This is a genomic window from Amycolatopsis sp. La24, assembly GCF_029087445.1.
GTDB classification, from domain to species: Bacteria; Actinomycetota; Actinomycetes; order Mycobacteriales; family Pseudonocardiaceae; genus Amycolatopsis; species Amycolatopsis nivea.
In genome coordinates, this window is record NZ_JARACH010000010.1 from 1 (window position 1) to 17,334 (window position 17,334).

The 17,334-nt window shown below is 69.0% G+C and carries 18 protein-coding genes; 8 read left to right on the forward strand and 10 right to left on the reverse strand.

Going from position 1 to position 17,334, the window contains the following annotated elements:
* Positions 1-132 precede the first annotated feature (132 nt).
* Genes paaE through paaZ form a run of 6 tightly spaced genes read right to left on the reverse strand, consistent with a single transcriptional unit; the run spans position 133 to position 5,807 of the window.
* The gene (paaE, locus tag PUT80_RS12950; protein ID WP_134727790.1) at positions 133-1,209 is read right to left on the reverse strand and encodes a 1,2-phenylacetyl-CoA epoxidase subunit PaaE; all 1,077 of its coding nucleotides are present in this window, start codon (positions 1,207-1,209) and stop codon (positions 133-135) included.
* Positions 1,210-1,701, reverse strand: coding sequence for a 1,2-phenylacetyl-CoA epoxidase subunit PaaD (gene paaD / locus PUT80_RS12955; protein ID WP_037811915.1), 492 nt, complete (start codon positions 1,699-1,701; stop codon positions 1,210-1,212).
* Positions 1,695-2,552: a 1,2-phenylacetyl-CoA epoxidase subunit PaaC gene (gene paaC / locus PUT80_RS12960; protein WP_275292078.1), complete on the reverse strand. Its 858-nt coding sequence runs from the start codon at positions 2,550-2,552 to the stop codon at positions 1,695-1,697. Before paaC ends, paaD begins: the two co-directional genes overlap by 7 nt.
* Before the next feature lie 8 nt (positions 2,553-2,560).
* Entirely contained in the window at positions 2,561-2,845 is a 285-nt protein-coding gene (paaB, locus tag PUT80_RS12965) for a 1,2-phenylacetyl-CoA epoxidase subunit PaaB (protein WP_009073848.1), read from the reverse strand.
* Positions 2,842-3,783 carry a 1,2-phenylacetyl-CoA epoxidase subunit PaaA gene (paaA, locus tag PUT80_RS12970; protein ID WP_275292079.1) on the reverse strand — a complete coding sequence of 314 codons (942 nt, stop codon included), beginning with the start codon at positions 3,781-3,783 and terminating at the stop codon, positions 2,842-2,844. Before paaA ends, paaB begins: the two co-directional genes overlap by 4 nt.
* A complete protein-coding gene (gene paaZ, locus PUT80_RS12975) occupies positions 3,780-5,807 on the reverse strand; it encodes a phenylacetic acid degradation bifunctional protein PaaZ (protein WP_275292080.1) in 2,028 nt (675 codons plus the stop codon). Before paaZ ends, paaA begins: the two co-directional genes overlap by 4 nt.
* 200 nt (positions 5,808-6,007) lie before the next feature.
* Between paaZ and paaI the strand changes: the two genes are divergently transcribed.
* The 3 genes from paaI to PUT80_RS12990 are packed head-to-tail and all read left to right on the forward strand — an operon-like array spanning position 6,008 to position 8,267.
* Positions 6,008-6,403, forward strand: coding sequence for a hydroxyphenylacetyl-CoA thioesterase PaaI (paaI, locus tag PUT80_RS12980; protein WP_275292164.1), 396 nt, complete (start codon positions 6,008-6,010; stop codon positions 6,401-6,403).
* Entirely contained in the window at positions 6,400-7,680 is a 1,281-nt protein-coding gene (gene paaK, locus PUT80_RS12985; RefSeq protein WP_275292081.1) for a phenylacetate--CoA ligase PaaK, read from the forward strand. Before paaI ends, paaK begins: the two co-directional genes overlap by 4 nt.
* Positions 7,677-8,267 carry a TetR/AcrR family transcriptional regulator gene (locus tag PUT80_RS12990; RefSeq protein WP_037811921.1) on the forward strand — a complete coding sequence of 197 codons (591 nt, stop codon included), beginning with the start codon at positions 7,677-7,679 and terminating at the stop codon, positions 8,265-8,267. The genes paaK and PUT80_RS12990 overlap by 4 nt, the downstream gene beginning before the upstream one ends.
* A gap of 4 nt (positions 8,268-8,271) precedes the next feature.
* Here PUT80_RS12990 and PUT80_RS12995 read toward each other — a convergent pair whose 3' ends face one another.
* A complete protein-coding gene (locus PUT80_RS12995; protein WP_275292082.1) occupies positions 8,272-9,276 on the reverse strand; it encodes a saccharopine dehydrogenase NADP-binding domain-containing protein in 1,005 nt (334 codons plus the stop codon).
* A 71-nt stretch (positions 9,277-9,347) separates the two neighbouring features.
* Between PUT80_RS12995 and PUT80_RS13000 the strand changes: the two genes are divergently transcribed.
* Positions 9,348-10,295, forward strand: coding sequence for a helix-turn-helix domain-containing protein (locus tag PUT80_RS13000; RefSeq protein ID WP_275292083.1), 948 nt, complete (start codon positions 9,348-9,350; stop codon positions 10,293-10,295).
* On the opposite strand, the gene PUT80_RS13005 is transcribed toward PUT80_RS13000, so the two are convergent.
* Positions 10,292-11,326 (reverse strand): Lrp/AsnC family transcriptional regulator, encoded by a 1,035-nt coding sequence (locus tag PUT80_RS13005; RefSeq protein ID WP_275292084.1) that lies wholly within the window; start codon positions 11,324-11,326, stop codon positions 10,292-10,294. The genes PUT80_RS13000 and PUT80_RS13005 overlap by 4 nt on opposite strands.
* Positions 11,327-11,445: 119 nt before the next feature.
* Here PUT80_RS13005 and PUT80_RS13010 point away from each other — a divergent pair, with 119 nt between their 5' ends.
* Together PUT80_RS13010 and PUT80_RS13015 are read left to right on the forward strand one after the other, a co-directional pair.
* Positions 11,446-12,672 (forward strand): M20 family metallopeptidase, encoded by a 1,227-nt coding sequence (locus PUT80_RS13010; RefSeq protein WP_238607954.1) that lies wholly within the window; start codon positions 11,446-11,448, stop codon positions 12,670-12,672.
* Positions 12,669-13,982, forward strand: coding sequence for an MFS transporter (locus PUT80_RS13015; RefSeq protein ID WP_275292085.1), 1,314 nt, complete (start codon positions 12,669-12,671; stop codon positions 13,980-13,982). Before PUT80_RS13010 ends, PUT80_RS13015 begins: the two co-directional genes overlap by 4 nt.
* Positions 13,983-14,059: 77 nt before the next feature.
* On the opposite strand, the gene PUT80_RS13020 is transcribed toward PUT80_RS13015, so the two are convergent.
* A complete protein-coding gene (locus PUT80_RS13020; RefSeq protein ID WP_037811929.1) occupies positions 14,060-14,350 on the reverse strand; it encodes a hypothetical protein in 291 nt (96 codons plus the stop codon).
* Positions 14,351-14,514: 164 nt separating this feature from the next.
* Between PUT80_RS13020 and PUT80_RS13025 the strand changes: the two genes are divergently transcribed.
* Positions 14,515-15,117 carry a TetR/AcrR family transcriptional regulator gene (locus tag PUT80_RS13025; protein ID WP_200864558.1) on the forward strand — a complete coding sequence of 201 codons (603 nt, stop codon included), beginning with the start codon at positions 14,515-14,517 and terminating at the stop codon, positions 15,115-15,117.
* Here the strand turns inward: PUT80_RS13025 and PUT80_RS13030 are convergent.
* Entirely contained in the window at positions 15,114-16,130 is a 1,017-nt protein-coding gene (locus PUT80_RS13030; protein WP_275292086.1) for an AraC family transcriptional regulator, read from the reverse strand. The genes PUT80_RS13025 and PUT80_RS13030 overlap by 4 nt on opposite strands.
* 79 nt (positions 16,131-16,209) lie before the next feature.
* On the opposite strand from PUT80_RS13030, the gene PUT80_RS13035 reads away from it, so the two are divergent.
* Positions 16,210-17,301 carry a winged helix DNA-binding domain-containing protein gene (locus tag PUT80_RS13035; RefSeq protein ID WP_275292087.1) on the forward strand — a complete coding sequence of 364 codons (1,092 nt, stop codon included), beginning with the start codon at positions 16,210-16,212 and terminating at the stop codon, positions 17,299-17,301.
* Positions 17,302-17,334: the final 33 nt, after the last annotated feature.

The window sequence follows — 17,334 nt, forward strand, 5'->3', positions numbered from 1 at the left end:
AACCCCGATACGAAGCCGCCCTGCGGTTCGGGGGTGCTTGTCAAGGCATCTTTCCCGCCTTGACAAGCACCCCCGAACCGTCAGCACAATCAACCTTCGGGGTGCCCCACGCAACCACCCCGCCTACGAACCTCAAGCATCAAAATCAACAGTAACCCGCTCAGAAACCGGATGAGACTGACAAGTCAGCACAAACCCAGCCTCCACTTCAGCCTTCTCCAACGCGAAATTCCGCCGCATGTCCACCGCCCCCTCGGTCACCCGAGCCCGGCAGGTCCCGCAAACCCCGCCCTTGCACGCAAACGGCAAATCCGGCCGAAACCGCTGCGCCCCGTCCAGCACCGACGATTCCCGGGGCAGGTTCATCGTCGTGGACCGACCGTCCAGCACCAACGTCACCTCGGACGAAGCCCCGGCAACAGCAGGGTCGACATGCTTGACCGGCTCCGGCGGCACATCGTCCACATAGAACAGTTCCTGATGAATCCGCTCCTCAGGAACCCCCAGCGACCCGAGCAGATCCTGCGCCGAGGTCACCATCCCGAACGGCCCGCACAGCCAGAAATGGTCCACATCCTCAACCGGCACAATCGATTCGAACAGCGCGCGCAGCTTGTCCGCATCCAGCCGCCCGGTGAACAACTCCGCCTCACGCGGCTCCCGGGACAACACATGTACAAGTTCCAGCCGAGCCGGGTACCGGTCCTTCAAATCAGCCAGATCGTCCGCGAACATCACCGTGTCAGTACGCCGATTCCCATACAGCACAGTCACCGAAGCATCCGGCGTAGCCAGCAATGAGGCCGCAATCGACAACACCGGCGTAATCCCGGACCCGGCAGCGATCAGCACATGATGCCCGCCAGCAGCGAGATCCGGCGTGAACGACCCAGTCGGCGCGGAAACCTCGACCGTGTCCCCGGCACGAACCTCATTGACCAGCCACGACGAGAACACCCCGTCCGGCACCAACCGCACCCCGACCCGCGGCCGCTCCCCCGCCGGAGCGCAAATCGAATACGACCGCCGCTCGTCCCGCCCGTCGACAAGACGCCGCAAAGTCAGCGACTGCCCAGGCGCGAACGCGTAGACCGAAGCCAGCTCCTCCGGCACGTCGAACGTCACGGCCACGGCGTCGTCACAAAGCCGCTCGACCTCAGCCACCCGCAACGGATGGAACCCGGCACGGCGGGAAACGGTGGCAGTCACTCAAATCTCCTTGACGTGTTCGAACGGCTCCCAGCAAGACCGGCACCGCCGCAACGCTTTGCACGCAGTCGCGCTGAACCGGGACTGCTCCTCCGTGTCCATCGAGCCGCAATGCGGACAGGCCACCCGCCGCACGGAAGGCCCCAACGTCAACGGAATCGGCCCGGCAGCCCGCCGCGGCGCGGACCCCGGCGGCGCGATCCCGGCCTCCGCCAGCTTCCGCCGCCCGTCCGCGCTGATCCAATCCGACGTCCAAGCCGGTTCCAGCACCGTGCGGATCTCAACCGAGGTGTACCCCGCGCCCCGCAACGCGTGCTCCAGGTCGTCCCGCATCGTGTCCATCGCCGGACAACCGGTGTAGGTCGGCGTAATAGACACCGTCACCCGACCGTCCTCTTCGGACACTTCGCGCAGCACACCCAGATCCGCGAGCGTCAGCATCGGCAGCTCCGGATCAGTGACCGTCGAAGCCACCGCGACCGCGGTCACCACGACGCTCCAGGCATCGCCCGAGCCACACTTTGCAGCTCGGCCAGCAGGAACCCCATCTGCTCGGTATGCACGCCGTCGCGTCCCATCCGCCCGGAAACCCCGGCGATAGCGCCGATCTCCGGCCGCTCCAACGTGGCCGCCGCCAACGCCTGATCCAGCACAGCGTCGAACTCCGGCCGCAGCGAAGCCGCGTCGACCATCTCGGACGGATGCGTCGAGAACAGCTCCTCGACATACGGCCACACCGCGGCCAGCCCCTCGGCCATCCGCTCGTGCGACAACGGCGTCCCGTCACCCAGCCGCACCAGCCACTGCGCGGCGTAATCCCGGTGGTAGGCCAATTCCTTCACGCCCTTGGCCGCGATAGCCGCCAGTACCGGGTCCACACTGGACTCCAGCTGCTGGAACAGCGCGAGCCGCCAAGTCGAGAACACGAACAGCTGCGCGATCAGGTGCCCGAAGTGCCCGCCGCCCAGCTCGGCCAGCCGGACGTTCCGGAACTCGTTCTCCGCGCGCAAGAACGCGAACGTGTCCTCGGACCGGTCCGTGCCGTCCGCCTTGCCGGAACGAGCCAGCAGCAACCGCGCCTGGCCGAGCAGGTCGAGTCCGATGTTCGCGATCGCGACCTCGTCCTCCAGCTCCGGCGCGCCCGCGACCCACTCCTGCAACCGGTGCGAGAAGATCAACGCGTCGTCGCCCAGCATCAAGCAATAGGCGGCGAGCTGCGCACCGTCCACTCCGGACGGAACGGAGGTGTCCACTCCGGACAAAGGATCGGCGAACCCGGTGCCGAAGGCCCACCGGGCGTCGTTGTCCTCGGTGATCGCTTCGTAGACGTTGTCGAAAGACATCCCAGACCTCACATGTGGGGAACGTTGTCGGGAATGTCGTAGAACGTCGGGTGCCGGTACACCTTGTCCCCGCTGGGCGCGAAGAACGGGTCCTTCTCGTCCGGCGACGACGCGGTGATGTCCGAGGCGCGAACGACCCAGATGGACACTCCCTCGTTGCGGCGCGTGTAGAGATCGCGCGCGTGGTGCAGCGCCATCTCGTCGTCTGCCGCGTGCAGCGAACCCACGTGGACGTGGTTCAGTCCCCGCTTCCCGCGGACGAAAACCTCGTACAGCGGCCAGTCGTGCTTCATGCCGAAACCTCTTTCTTGGCCGCGTGCGCCGCCGCGGCTTCCCGGACCCAGGCGCCTTCGTCGTGTGCGCGCTTGCGGTGCGCGATCCGGTCCGCGTTGCACGGGCCGTTGCCCTTGAGCACGTTCTTGAACTCGTCCCAGTCGACCGCGCCGAAGTCGTAGTGCTCCCGGTCGGCGTTCCACTTGAGCTCCGGGTCCGGGAACGTCACGCCGAGCGCCTCGGCCTGCGGCACGGACATGTCGACAAACCGCTGCCGCAGCTCGTCGTTGGTGTGCCGCTTGATCTTCCACGCCATCGACTGCGCGGTGTTCGGCGAATCCGCGTCCGGCGGGCCGAACATCATCAGCGACGGCCACCACCAGCGGTTCACCGCCTCCTGCACCATGTCCCGCTGCTGCGGGGTGCCCTTCATCATGGTCATCAGCAGCTCGTAGCCCTGCCGCTGGTGGAAGGACTCCTCCTTGCAGATCCGGATCATCGCCCGCGCGTAGGGCCCGTACGACGACCGGCACAGCGGCACCTGGTTGCAGATCGCCGCGCCGTCCACCAGCCAGCCGATCACGCCGACGTCGGCGAAGGTCAGCGTCGGGTAGTTGAAGATCGACGAGTACTTCTGCCTGCCGGTGATGAGCTTGTCGGTGAGGTCCGCGCGGTCCGCGCCGAGCGTCGCCGCCGCGGAGTACAGGTACAGCCCGTGACCCGCTTCGTCCTGCACCTTCGCGAGCAGGATCGCCTTGCGCCGCAACGAAGGCGCGCGGGTGATCCAGTTGCCCTCCGGCTGCATGCCGATGATCTCCGAGTGCGCGTGCTGCGCGATCTGGCGGATCATCGTCTTGCGGTAGCCCTCGGGGATCCAGTCGCGCGGTTCGATGCGCTGGTCCCGTTCGATGGTGTGCTCGAACAGGGCTTCCAATTCCGGCTCTGCCACAGCGGTCACGGCTGCTCCTTCGAGACGAGGGTGAGCACGTCGTACTTCGCGACCGAGTCGCCGTCCTGATTGGTGACGTCGGCGTCCCAGCGGACTTCGCCGTACTCCTGGTCGATCCGCGGCGTGATCTGCTTGGCCGTCAGGGTGACCGTCAGCGCGTCCCCCTCCTTGACGGGCGTGAGGAAGCGCAGGTTCTCCAGGCCGTAGTTGGCCAGCACCGGACCCGGCTCGGGCGAGACGAACAGGCCCGCCGCGAACGACACGACCAGGTAGCCGTGCGCCACGATGCCGCCGAACAGCGGGTTCGCCGCGGCCGCCGCCTCGTCGGTGTGCGCGTAGAAGGTGTCGCCGGTGAACTCGGCGAAGTGGTCGATGTCGGCGCGGGTGACGGTGCGCGGACCGGCCACCACGGTGTCGCCGATGCTCAGCTCCGCCAGCGACTTGCGGAACGGGTGCTCGCCTTCGACGCGCGGACCGCCCTCGATCCACCGGCCGGTGACGGCGCCGAGCACCCTCGGGCTGGCCTGCACGGCCGTGCGCTGCATGTGGTGCAGCACGCCGCGGATACCGCCCATCTCCTCGCCGCCGCCCGCGCGGCCGGGGCCGCCGTGCACCAGCTGCGGCATCGGCGAACCGTGCCCGGTGGATTCCTTCGCGTCTTCGCTGTCGAGTACGAGCAGCCGGCCGTGATACGGCGCGACACCCAGCACGATCTCGCGGGCGAACACCGGGTCGCCGGTCACGACGGACCCGGCCAGGCTGCCGCCGCCGCGTGCGGCGAACTCGATGACCTGCTTGACCGATGTGTACGGCATCAGGGTGGACACCGGGCCGAACGCCTCGACCTCGTGCGGCTCGGCGCGCTCCGGGTCGGCCTTGAGCAGGATCGGCGAGATGAACGCGCCGGTCGCCTCGTCGCCGTCCACGACGTCGACGTGCTCCGGGTCGCCGAAGACGATGCTGCCCGCGTCGAGCAGGGCCTTCAGCGAACGACGTACTTCTTCACGCTGCTCCAGGCTGGCCAGCGCGCCCATCCGGACGCCCTCGGCGTTCGGGTTGCCGACAGTCACCTTGGCGAGCCGGGCGCTGACCGCTTCGGCGACATCGTCCAGCATCTCGGCCGGAACGAACGCGCGGCGGATCGCGGTGCACTTCTGGCCCGCCTTCACCGTCATCTCGGTGGTCAGCTGCTTGACGAACAGATCGAACTCCGGCGTCGACGGCCGGGCGTCCGGGGCGAGGATCGAGCAGTTCAGCGAGTCGGCCTCGGCGTTGAACCGTACCGAGTTCCGCACGATCGCCGGGTGCGCGCGCAGCTTCTGTGCGGTGGACGCGGAACCGGTGAACGACACCAGGTCCTGCGCGGTGACGTGGTCGAGCAGGTCGCCGACGCTGCCCGCGACGAACTGCACCGTGCCCTCGGGCAGGATGCCGGACTCCACGATCAGCTCCACGAGCCGCGCGGTCAGGTACGCGGTCTGGCTGGCCGGCTTGATCAGGCTCGGCACGCCGGCGAGGAACGCGGGCGCGAACTTCTCCAGCGGACCCCACACCGGGAAGTTGAAGGCGTTGATCTGGATCGCGACGCCCTGCAGCGGGGTCGCGATGTGCTGCGCGACGAACGTGCCGCCGCGGCTCAGCGGCTCGACCGCGCCCTCGACGTACACGGTGTCGTTCGGCAGCTCGCGCTTGCCCTTCGAGCCGTAGCTGAACAGGACGCCGATGCCGCCGTCGATGTCGAACTTCGAGTCGCCGAGCGTCGCACCCGTGCGCGCCGACAGCGCGTACAGCTCTTCGCGGTGCTCGCGCAGGTGCGAAGCGAGCGACTTCAACAGCGCGGCCCGCTGATGGAACGTCAGCTTCCGCAGCGCCGGACCGCCGACTTCGCGGCCGTACTCGAGCGCCGCGGCGAAGTCGATCCCCTCCGACGAAATCCGGGCCACTTCCTCCCCGGTCGCCGCGTCGTGCAGCGGGGCGCCCTCGCCCGGCGCCGTGTGCCATCCCCCGGAGACGTAGCTGCGGAGCAGAACCATGCCGACCCTCTCGCCGAATTACCAACCGGACGTTCAGTAATTCGCAGGATAGCCGTTCTCCCGGCTGATCGGAACCCCCGCATTGCTTGACACCGCCGGAGTCGCGGCCTTTACTGGGCTCCAGCCGGGATTACCGGCCATTCGGTCAGTAAGTCACCGTCCCGGAGGGCTAGCTCGTGACCCGCAACGCCGCGCACGCCATGTTCGACACCGACGAGGCGTCCCGCTCTCTCGGCATCGAACTCGTCGAGGCCGCCGACGGCAGGGCGGTGGCCACGATGAAGGTCACCGAGACGATGGTCAACGGGCACAACATCGCCCACGGCGGTTACGTGTTCCTGCTCGCCGACACCGCTTTCGCCCTGGCCTGCAACACGCACGGGCCGGTCACCGTCGCCTCGGGCGCGGAGATCTCGTTCGTCGCCGCCGGAAAACTGGGCGACCACCTTGTCGCGACGGCCGCCGAGCGCACCCGCTACGGCCGCAACGGCATCTACGACGTCACGGTGCACCGGGAGACCCCCGGCGGGCCCGAAGTCGTCGCCGAATTCCGCGGCCGCAGCCGCGTCATCGAGAAGACCCGGGAAGCACAGTGACCCCCACCCTCGCCGAAACCGTCAGCGCCGACGAGCTGGCCGCACTCCAGCTTGAACGGCTGCAGTGGACCCTGCGGCACGCGTACGAGAACGTCCCGCTGTACCGCAAGAAGTTCGACGACGCCAGCGTGCACCCCGACGACTGCCGCGAACTGGGCGACCTGGCGAAGTTCCCCTTCACCACCAAGGCCGACCTGCGCGAGAGCTACCCGTTCGGGATGTTCGCCGTGCCGCAGGACCAGATCCGCCGGCTGCACGCGTCGAGCGGCACCACCGGGAAGCCGACCGTCGTCGGTTACACCGAGAAGGACCTGGACACGTGGGCCACCGTGATGGCGCGCTCGATCCACGCCGCGGGCGGACGGCCCGGGCACAAGGTGCACGTCGCGTACGGGTACGGCCTGTTCACCGGCGGGCTCGGCGCGCACTACGGCGCGGAAAAGCTCGGCTGCACGGTGATCCCGGCGTCCGGCGGCATGACCGCCCGGCAGGTCCAGCTGATCACGGACTTCAAGCCGGAAATCATCATGATCACGCCGTCGTACATGCTGACGCTGCTCGACGAGTTCGAGCGCCAGGGCGTGGATCCGCGGGCCAGTTCGCTGAAGGTGGGCATTTTCGGCGCGGAGCCGTGGACCGAGCAGATGCGGTCCGAGATCGAGGAACGGTTCGCGCTGGACGCGGTCGACATCTACGGCCTGTCCGAGGTGATGGGCCCCGGCGTCGCGCAGGAATGCGCGGAAACCAAGGACGGCCTGCACATCTGGGAGGACCACTTCTTCCCCGAGGTGATCGACCCGTTCACCGATCAGGTGCTGCCCGAGGGCGAACGCGGCGAACTGCTGTTCACGTCGCTGACCAAGCAGGCGCTGCCGATCATCCGCTACCGCACCCGCGACCTGACCCGCCTGCTGCCCGGCACCGCGCGTCCCGCGTTCCGCCGGATGGAGAAGGTGACCGGCCGCAGCGACGACCTCATTATTTTGCGCGGGGTGAACGTTTTCCCGACGCAGATCGAGGAAATCGTGCTGCGCACCGAGGGATTGAGCCCGCACTTCCAGCTGGTCCGCTCGACCCGAGGCCGCCTGGACCACCTGACGGTGCGGGTCGAAGCCCGCGCCGAGACGACCGCCGAAGCCCGGAACGCTGCCGCCGCGCTGGTGGCCGCCGGGGTGAAGGACGGCGTCGGCGTGAGCGTTTCGGTGGAGGTCGTGGACCCGGACACCCTCGAGCGCTCGCTCGGTAAAATGCGCCGCGTGCTGGACGAACGCTCGTGACCGCCCCTGCCCGCCGCGGCCGGCCTGGCTACGACCTGGAGTCGCTGCTCCAGGTCGCGGTCAAGCTTTTCAACGACCGCGGCTACGACGGGACCAGCATGGAGGACCTGTCGCGCAAGCTCGGCATCACGAAATCCGCGATCTACCACCACGTGCCGAGCAAGGAAGAACTGCTGCGGCTGGCGGTGGGCCGGGCCTTGGACGGACTGTTCGAGGTCGCGGAATCGACGGAAGCTCTCGACGGACGGGCGATCGACCGTCTGGAGCATTTGGTGCGCGGAAGCGTGCTGGTGCTGGCGGATCGGCTGCCGTTCGTGACTTTGCTGCTTCGGGTGCGGGGCAATACGAAGGCCGAGCGAGCGGCGTTGGCGCGGCGGCGCGAGTTCGATCATCTGGTGACGGATCTGGTCAAGCAGGCCGAGGCGGAAGGCGATGTCCGGCCGGACATCGACCCGGCGATCGCGGCGCGGTTGCTGTTCGGCACGGTGAACTCGCTGATCGAGTGGTACCGGCCGCGGCGGGGGTCCTCTCCGGAGGAACTTGCGGACGCGGTGTGCAAGATGGCGTTCGACGGGTTGCGTGCTTAGCGGCTTAGTGCCAGACAGCTTCGAAATCGGCGTCCGGTATCGCTTTCAAGAAGTCGGCGGCAGCGAAAGCCTCGCCTGGTGCCAGCGCGCCCGAGCCGCGGTGTCGGCTGTCGAGAAGCCAGGCAGTGGCCTCGACCACGATCGGTGCGGTCGTGGCGTAGATGTCGCGCCCGGTCGCGGTGGCGCGGCGAGTCTGCGGGCCGGAGCCGACGGCGACTTCGACGGCGAAGCGCTGGGCCGAACGGCCGCTCTCGTCGAAGGCTTGCGGGGCCGGGGTGCCCGGGTCGCGGAGGTCGTCGAGCGGGGCGGTGTTCAGCCAGGAGCGCAGGGTGCCCACCTCGAGATGCCGGTTGACGGTGACGGCCTCCGAAAACGGCAGCTCCACAGTGGACTGTGCGCCGATCGGCTCCGGGAAGTCCCAGGTGCCGGTCGCTGCCGGAGCGGAGAGCGGGACGAGGGCGCCGTCGCGGATCACCAGCCGGGTCGCGGTGTTGCGGGCGCCGGTGACCCGGGTTCCCTCAGTGGGCCACCACCGGTCCAGTCCGACGGCGATCTCGGCCTCGGCGGCGGACTTCCCGGGGCCGAGCACCGCGGTGAGGAGCAAGTCGGCCAAACCGCCGTAGAACGCCATGGCGGGCACCACGACTGTCCCCGCCGAGCGGGCAGCTGCGTCCAGTTCTCGGTACAGCTGTTGGACGGCTGGCTGCTCCGCAGTGACGTCCAGGTAGTGGGTGCCGGTCTCGACGGCTGCCGTCGCGAGCGGGAGCGCGGTGTCCAGGAACGGCCCAGCGCAGTTGACCACCACCGCGACGTCGCGCAGGAGCGCACGCAACCCAGGGCCGTCGTCGATGCTCGCCGCGCGCCGGTCCAGACCCTCGGATTGCTCAAGCCTCGAGAGACTGCGCCCGGCGACAAGCGGCTGAAGACCGCGTCGCAGAAACTCGTCGACCACGAACTTTCCGGTGTGACCGCTGGCACCGTAGACCAGGACCCGCTGGGAATCTGTCATGCCGTCGATTCTGAACACTCGCGCGCACGACGGTGAGTGTCTGAAAAGACGAGTTGCGTACAGTATCGGACATGCCGCGACTGGTACTCGTTCTGCATGAGCACGCGATGCTGTACGAGGTCGCGATCGCGGCGGAAGTCTTCGGCGTCGACCGTTCGGACCTCTCTCCTGCCGGTGCCTGGTACGACGTCGTCGTGGCCTGCCCGGAACGGGCGCCGCGGCACTGGCTGCCGCATCTGCCCGCGATCGGCGTCTCGGAGATCGGCGAGACCGCCGCCGACCTGATCGTGGTCCCCTCCACGGATTCCCCCGGCGAGGAGATCGATCCGGCGCTCTCGGCCGCTCTTCGCGACGCGCACGCGAGCGGGGTTCGGATCGCGGCCCTGTGCACCGGCTCGTTCGTGCTGGCCGAGGCGGGCCTGCTGGACGACCGGATCGCGACCACCCACTGGATGCACGCCGACGACCTGGCCCGCCGCTATCCGCGGGTGAAAGTGCGCGCCGACGTGCTCTACATCGACGAGGGCGACATCCTCACCTCGGCGGGCAAAACGGCCGCCCTCGACCTGTGCCTGCACCTGGTGCGCCGAGATCTGGGCGCGGCGGTCGCCAACGATCTCGGGCGCAGGCTGGTCGTCCCGCCGCATCGGCACGGCGGCCAAGCGCAGTTCGTGTCCCCGCCGCCGTCGCCGGACGGTTCGGGCCTGGCGCGCACCGCGGAGTGGGCGCGGGCCCGGCTGGATCAACCGCTCACGGTTGTCGACCTCGCGCGCCACGCGGGCCTCAGCTCCCGGCAGTTAGCCCGCCGGATGCACGCCGAATTCGGTTCCGCGCCGCTGAACTGGCTGCACCAGCAGCGTATCGCCCGCGCGCAGGAACTCCTCGAACGCACCGATTCCTCGATCGGCCAGATCGCCACCAGCTGCGGAATGGGCAGCGCCGCCACCCTCCGCCGCCACTTCCGCGACGCTCTCGGTGTCTCCCCTTCCGAATACCGCGCGACATTCCGGCTCGCCTAAGGCGCTTCCTCGCGCGCCGGAGCGGGCATCGTCACCACAAATCCCGTGCTGCGTCCCAAATCGTCCAGCAGCCAGCCCATTCGCTTGACCGTCCGCAGGATCAGCGCCGAGTCCACCACCGACAGCGGCGCGAGGTCCTGTTCCAGGTGTTCCTGCATCCGCATCGATTCCTCGATCGACCGCATCCACGTGGTCACCAAAAGATTCGCCGGCCCGGGCAAACTCGCCATCTGCCGCACGGTCGGGTTGGCACGCAACCGGTCCACGCACGTCGACACGTGGGCCACCGGAACCTGGCACCACCAGTTCACGACGATCGGCGACGGCGTCAGTCCCTGCGCGATCTCGCAGCGGAACGTCAAAGCGTCGGCGTTCAGCAGGTGTCCGAGCTGGCGGCGCACGGTCGAGACCGGACGGCCGGTGATCCGCGCCAGATCCGCGGCGCTGCGTCGGCCGTCCTCGCCCAAGGCGACAGTCAAAGGCGCGTAAGGCTCTTCCCACGGCTGCAGTTTGGCCATCCGCCCGCCGCCGATGGACGGTAGTTGCGACAGAGCCTGCACTCGCCGTCGATCCAGCGCGCCTACTCGCCAGGAACTGCCCTCCACATGCAGGCGCGACGCGAGGTGCGAGCGGGTGTTGAGCACGCCGGGCAGGCTGGGGATCGCGTCCAGCAGCAGGGCGGACAAGTCACGCAGGCCGAGGCCGAAAACGGTCAGCACCAGGCTGTATTCCCGCGAAGCCTCCTCGATGCTGGCCACCGAAGGCCACGTCGCCAGCTCGCGGATCAGTTCGCGTACCTGGCCGCTCGCGCAGCGGATTTCCACGTACGCGGCCTGCACCTGGTACAGCCCGGGCACGTGCGGATACGCCGTCACCCACGCCGCTCCCCCGTCGCGCAGGCGTTCCCAGCGCCGGGCCAGCGTCACCGGGGAGGAGTCGAGCGCCGCGGCCAGTTGCGTCCAGGTGGCGCGGGGGCGCAGTTGCAGTGCGTGGATGAGCGAAAAGTCTTCCTCCTCCAGTGAGTCGATCATTGTTTCTTCTCCAGAGGGCCGGTTCGCGAGCGATTCCGACAACTCTAACGCGATATCAGGCGTGAGTTCGCACACTCGACCACCAAGACGCCGTTCCCCGACGAAGAGGAGCCGAGCCGGTGGACCTCCACGAAGACGCCCGCAGCCAGCAGGACGACCTGGCGCGGCTGCGCCAGGAACTGCACCGCGAGCCCGAGATCGGCCTCGACCTGCCGCGCACCCAGGAACGGGTCCTGCGCGAGCTCGACGGGCTCGGGCTGGAGATCTCCACCGGAACCGGCACGACGTCGGTGACCGCGGTGCTCCGCGGCGAAGGCTCCGCCCGGGATTCGGCCCAGCCGCGCACGGTCCTGCTGCGCGCCGACATGGACGCGCTCCCGGTCCAGGAAGCGACCGGGCTCGATTTCGCCGCTACCAACGGCGCGATGCACGCGTGCGGCCACGACTTGCACACCACGTCGCTGGTCGGCGCGGCTCGGCTGCTCCACACGCACCGCGACCGGATCAACGGCGACGTCGTCCTGATGTTCCAGCCCGGCGAAGAAGGCTGGGACGGCGCGGGCGTGATGCTGAAGGAAGGCGTGCTCGACGCCGCCGGCCGACGCGTCGACGCCGCGTACGGGCTCCACGTCTTCTCGTCGATGCTGCCCAGCGGCCAGTTCGCGAGCCGTCCCGGGACGCTGATGTCGGCCTCGCACAAGCTGCTCGTGACCGTGCACGGCGAAGGCGGCCACGGGTCGATGCCGCACCGTGCCAAGGACCCGATCTCCGCCGCCGCGGCGATGATCACCGCGCTGCAGACGATGATCACGCGCCGCCTGGACATCTTCGACCCGGCGGTGCTCACCGTCGGCGTCATCCGCGGCGGCACGAAGCGCAACGTCATCCCCGCGACCGCCGAGTTCGAGGCCACTGTCCGCTGCTTCTCCGACGACACCGCCGCTCTGCTGGACACCACGATCCGCGAGACGATCGACGGTGTCGCGCGGGCGAACGGCGTCACCGCGGACGTCGTGTTCGAGAACGAATATCCAGTGACCGTAACGGATGTCGACGAAACGGCGTTCGGCGCCGAGGTCGTCCGCGAGACGATCGGCGAGCAGTACTACACCGATCTGCCCAACCCGGTCGCCGGTTCCGAGGACTTCTCCCGCGTGCTCGCCGCGGTGCCGGGCACATTCCTCGGCCTCGGCGCGCTGATGCCAGGCCTCGAACCGGACACCGCGCCCAACAACCACAGCCCGTACGCCGATTTCGACCCGTCCGTGCTGTCCCGCGCCGCCACCGTCTACGCCGAACTCGCCGTCCGCCGTCTCGACCGGTTCGCCGAAGGAGCATTGCGATGACTTCTGTGGTCCCAGACCGTCGCCGCACCCTGTTCGGGCTCGGCGCCGGCAACGCGATGGAGTGGTTCGACTGGAACGTCTACGCCACGTTCGCGTCGTTCTTCGCCGCGCAGTTCTTCAACGCCCACAGCGCCGTTTCCGCTCTGCTGAGCACGCTCGCGGTGTTCGCGGTCGGCTTCGCCGCGCGGCCGATCGGCGGCTGGGTGTTCGGCTGGATCGCCGACCGCAAGGGCCGCCAGCTGGCGATGGCGCTGACCGTCGCGATCGCCGCCGCGGGCAGCCTGGTCATCGGGCTTTCCCCGACGTACGGCCAAATCGGCGTGTGGGCGTCGGTGATCCTGGTGGTCGCACGGCTGGCACAGGGCCTCGCGCACGGCGGCGAGCTGCCGTCCGCGCAGACCTACATCGCCGAGGTCGCCCCGCCTGCCCGCCGCGGACTGTGGTCGAGCCTGATCTACTTCTCCGGCACCTGCGGTGTCCTCGTCGGCACCCTGCTCGGCGCGGTCCTTTCCGGCGTGCTGACCCACGAGCAGATGCTCTCCTTCGGCTGGCGGATCCCGTTCATCCTCGGCGGCGTCTTCGGGATCTACTCGCTCTACGTGCGGCTCCGCATGCGCGAGACCGAGGTCTTCCAGGCGGCGAAGAAGGACGCCGGGAAGGAAAAGGGCCAGATCTGGCAGACGATCAAGCAGAACCCGAAGCTGCTCGCCCAGGTCATCGGCCTGACGGTCGGCGCGACGGTCATCTACTACATGTGGGCCGTCGCCGCGCCGTCGTACGCGATCACCGTGCGCGGCGTCCCGCCGACCGGCGCGCTGTGGGCGGGCGTGTTCGCGAACGTGGTCTTCCTGATCGCCTTGCCGCTGTGGGGAATCGTGTCCGACCGCATCGGCCGCAAGCCGGTGTTGTTCATCGCGATCGCGGGCCTGCTCCTGCTGAGCTTCCCGCTGAACGCGATGGTCGGGCACGAGGCGTGGCAGCTGTTCGTGGCGATGTCGATCGCACTGATCTTCATGGCCGGGTTCTCCTCCATCGGCCCGGCGGTCTACGCGGAAATCTTCCCGACCCGCATCCGCGCGGTCGGCGTCGGAGTCCCGTACTCGATCGCGGTCGCGGCGTTCGGCGGCACAGCGCCGTACTTGCAGACGCTGTTCGCCGGTAACGGACATCCGTCGCTGTTCATCGTCTACGGGATCGTGCTGATGGTGATCAGCGCGCTGGTGGTGTTCACGCTGCCGGAGACCCGGGGCGTGGACCTGCGGGAGAAGACGGAAGCGGCCGACCGGGCGGTCACCGGGTCAGGAGCGTAAGGCGGAGCCACCGTCCGTCTCTTGTGGACAGTCCGCCGACGGCCGTGCGGGGTTGCCCGCACGGCCGTCGGCGTGCTTCAGCTATCCGCCTGAGTCTCGCCCAGCTGCCACCACAGCGCCGCGCGCAGCTGTTCGATCAGGGCCTCGTCGTCGTCCTCGCTCGGGTCCGCGCCCAGCGGCACCCAGCGTTCCTCCACCAGTTCGCCGTCGTCGTAGCTGCTGATCAGTATCCCCGGATACGAAACCGTCAGCTCGTCCTCCGGGCAGCCGGTCGCGCACGGCCGGTCGTCCATCCGCACATGCCGGTAGTGCAACCGCACCCCGACCCATCGGCCGGACGGCCGCGGCTGCTGGTCCGTGCCGTCCATCGCCCGCTCCCGCTCGCCCCACGTCCCCCGGCTGAAGGTCGCGCCCGGGGCGGGCGGAGTTACCGGCCGGTTGTTCCGGTTGGGTAACGGCATCCGGCGCCGACGCCGCCGGGCGCTTCGCAGGCGTGTTGACAACGACCTCGCCCGGCGGCGAGGCTGGCCCGGTGAACAGCGGATCTCGGCGGCGGCTGGACCCCGCGCAGCGCCGCGCCGAGATCCTCGCCGCGGCCCGGCGGTGCTTCGGCGCCGGCAGCTACTCCTCGGTGTCCACTTCGGACATCGCGGCCGCCGCGGGAGTCGCCCGGCCGCTGATCAACCACTATTTCGGCGGCAAACGCGAGCTGTACCTCGAAGTGGTGCGGCAGATGACGATCGTGCCCGCCCCGGTCGTCGACGCGCTGCCGGACGGCCCGCCCCGGCTGCGCCTCGAGGTCGGCATCGACCGGTGGATCGACGTCGTGGAACGCAACCGCGACGCCTGGCTGACCGTGATCGACGCGGCGCACGACCCGGAGGTCGAGCGGATCATGCGCGAGGCGGACGAGATCGCCGCCGACCGCGTCCTCGCCGCCGCCCAGCTGCCCGAGAACGGGCATCCGCAGCTGCGGGCGATGATCCGCGCGTACGGCGGGATGTTGCGCGCCGCGTCCCGGGAATGGCTCGTCCGCGGCACGCTGGAGCGGGCCGAACTGCGCGCGTTCCTGGTGGAATCGCTGGTGCAGCTGCTGGAAGTCACCTACCCGGCGGTACTGGCGCAAAAGAACTAACGGTTGCGGCGGGCGTACGCGGCCGGAGTCGTCCCGGTCCAGCGTTTGAAGGCGTAGATGAAGCTCGACGCTTCGGCGTAGCCCAGGCGCAGGGCGACGTCGTCGACGGACAGCACGCCGGTGTCGAGCATTTCTTCCGCGAGCGTCTGCCGGACTTCGTCCAGCAGTTGCCGGTAGCCGGTACCCGCCTCGGTCAGCCGCCGTCGCAGGGTTCGCGTGCTGAGGGTGAGCTGACGGGCGATCTCGTCCATCCCGGCGTCCGCGCCGCCGAGCCGCACCAGTCGTTCGCGCACCAGCTGCGGGACGCCCGAGCGCGTGCGGCGGCGGGCGACGAGAGCGTCGCACTGCGCGGCGCACAACGCGACGGTTTGCTCGTTGGCCTGCGGCAGCGGAAGGTTCAGCAGCTCCGGATCGAGGGTGACCCGGTGTTCGGCCGCGCCGAAGATCGGGGCGACGCCGAAGGCCGTCCGATAAGAGTCCACAAAGGACGACGACGGGAAGCGGAACTCCAGGCGTTCCAAGGAGATCTCCGGCAGCAGGTCCCGCATGACGGTGCAGATCGCGGACAGGTCGCGCAGCGCGAGGAACCGGGCGACGTCGTCCGGCACCCGCGAATCGTCCAGCACCAGGCGGAGTCCGGCGGCGTCCAGCTGGACGTGCGGAATGCAGAAGGTGAAGGACAAATCCAGGTAGCGCAACGCGAACACCATCGCGTCGCGCATCGTCGGGCTGCTGATGCAGGCGAAACCGAAGATGCCGAACGTCGTCGCGCGGTACCGGCAGCCGAGGCTGAGCGCGACGTCGTCCCCCGAGCCGAGCGTGGACAGCAATGCCCGCACGACGGCCAGCTCCTGCCGCGCGTCGAGCTGCCGATCCGGCGCGCGCAGGTCCTCGACCGGCACTCCGGGCAGCGAGACGCCTCGTTCCTCGGCAAAGCGGTGCATGAGCAGCACACTCGCCGTGCCGCGCGGGTAGTCCCAGTCGCGGATGGCGGGTGCGGCTAGCTCGGCCATGGCCGGAATTATGGATCAACTGCCCGCCCGCGTGCGTTCGAGGGCCAAAACTGTCCGGGTTGCTCGTTAAGCTCCCGCCGTGCACCTTTCCCACCGAGTCCTCAACCGCGCCACCCTCCACCGGCAACTGCTCCTGAAGCCCGCCAAGATGCCGGTGCTCGACGCCGTCACCCACCTCGCCGGGCTGCAAGCGCAAGCGCCGTTCCCGCCGTATTACGCGCTGTGGTGCCGGTTGCAGGGCTTCCAGCCGGACGATCTCGCGAGCCTGCTGCTCGACCGCCGCGTGGTGCGGATGGTGCTGATGCGCGGCACGGTGCACCTCGTCCCGGCCGCGGACGCGCTCGCGTGGCGGCCGCTGGTGCAGATCGTCATGGACCGCGCCCTGACCGCGGCCAACCAGCATCGGGAACCGCTGTCCAAACTCGACCACGACGCGGTGGCGAAGACGACCAGCGAGCTGCTGCGCGAGCGGCCGTATTCGAGCGATCAGCTCGGCAAAGCACTGGTCGAGCACTATCCGGAGACGCCGGCCGGATCGCTGATGTTCCTGGTCCGCGCCATCCTGCCGCTCGTGCAGATCCCGCCGCGCGGCGTGTGGGGCAAGGCCGGGCAGCCCACCTATCAGGTCGCGGACCACTGGCTCGACGGCGTCGACGCGCCGGAGCAGTCCGCCGCCGAACTGGTCCGCCGCTATCTCGCCGCGTTCGGTCCGGCGACGGTGGCTGACGTGCAGGCCTGGGCTGGCGTCACGAAGCTCGGCGAGGTGGTCGAGGAGATGGACCTGCGCACGTACCTCGACCCCGAAGGACGCACGCTCTACGACCTGCCGGACGCGACGCTGCCCGACGAGGACACGCCCGCGCCGACCAGGCTGCTCAGTCCGTTCGACCAGACGCTGCTGTCCTACGCCGACCGCACGCGGATGATCAGCGACGAGCACCGCAAACGCGTGATCACCATCAACGGCCTGGTCAAAGGCACCCTGCTGGTCGACGGCCAGGTCCGGGGAATCTGGGAGACCACCACCAACCGCGCGTCGGCGACGATGGTCCTCACGCCGTTCGAACGGCTCGCGAAACGCGACACCGCAGCGCTGGAAAGCTCCGCGCGGAAGCTACTCGCGTGGGCCGAGCCCGGCAAGACGCACGAGGTCCAGGTCGTGCCCGGGTAGCCGCGTCCGCTGGCCGGAATTCTCGATCGAGTG

Coding starts and splice junctions, on each gene's coding strand:
- paaC (WP_275292078.1), bottom strand. CDS start 2,552: ATGTCTTTCGACAACGTCTACGAAGCGATCACCGAGGACAACGACGCC.
- paaB (WP_009073848.1), bottom strand. CDS start 2,845: ATGAAGCACGACTGGCCGCTGTACGAGGTTTTCGTCCGCGGGAAGCGG.
- paaZ (WP_275292080.1), bottom strand. CDS start 5,807: ATGGTTCTGCTCCGCAGCTACGTCTCCGGGGGATGGCACACGGCGCCG.
- paaI (WP_275292164.1), top strand. CDS start 6,008: ATGTTCGACACCGACGAGGCGTCCCGCTCTCTCGGCATCGAACTCGTC.
- PUT80_RS12995 (WP_275292082.1), bottom strand. CDS start 9,276: ATGACAGATTCCCAGCGGGTCCTGGTCTACGGTGCCAGCGGTCACACC.
- PUT80_RS13000 (WP_275292083.1), top strand. CDS start 9,348: ATGCCGCGACTGGTACTCGTTCTGCATGAGCACGCGATGCTGTACGAG.
- PUT80_RS13005 (WP_275292084.1), bottom strand. CDS start 11,326: ATGATCGACTCACTGGAGGAGGAAGACTTTTCGCTCATCCACGCACTG.
- PUT80_RS13015 (WP_275292085.1), top strand. CDS start 12,669: ATGACTTCTGTGGTCCCAGACCGTCGCCGCACCCTGTTCGGGCTCGGC.
- PUT80_RS13020 (WP_037811929.1), bottom strand. CDS start 14,350: ATGGACGGCACGGACCAGCAGCCGCGGCCGTCCGGCCGATGGGTCGGG.
- PUT80_RS13030 (WP_275292086.1), bottom strand. CDS start 16,130: ATGGCCGAGCTAGCCGCACCCGCCATCCGCGACTGGGACTACCCGCGC.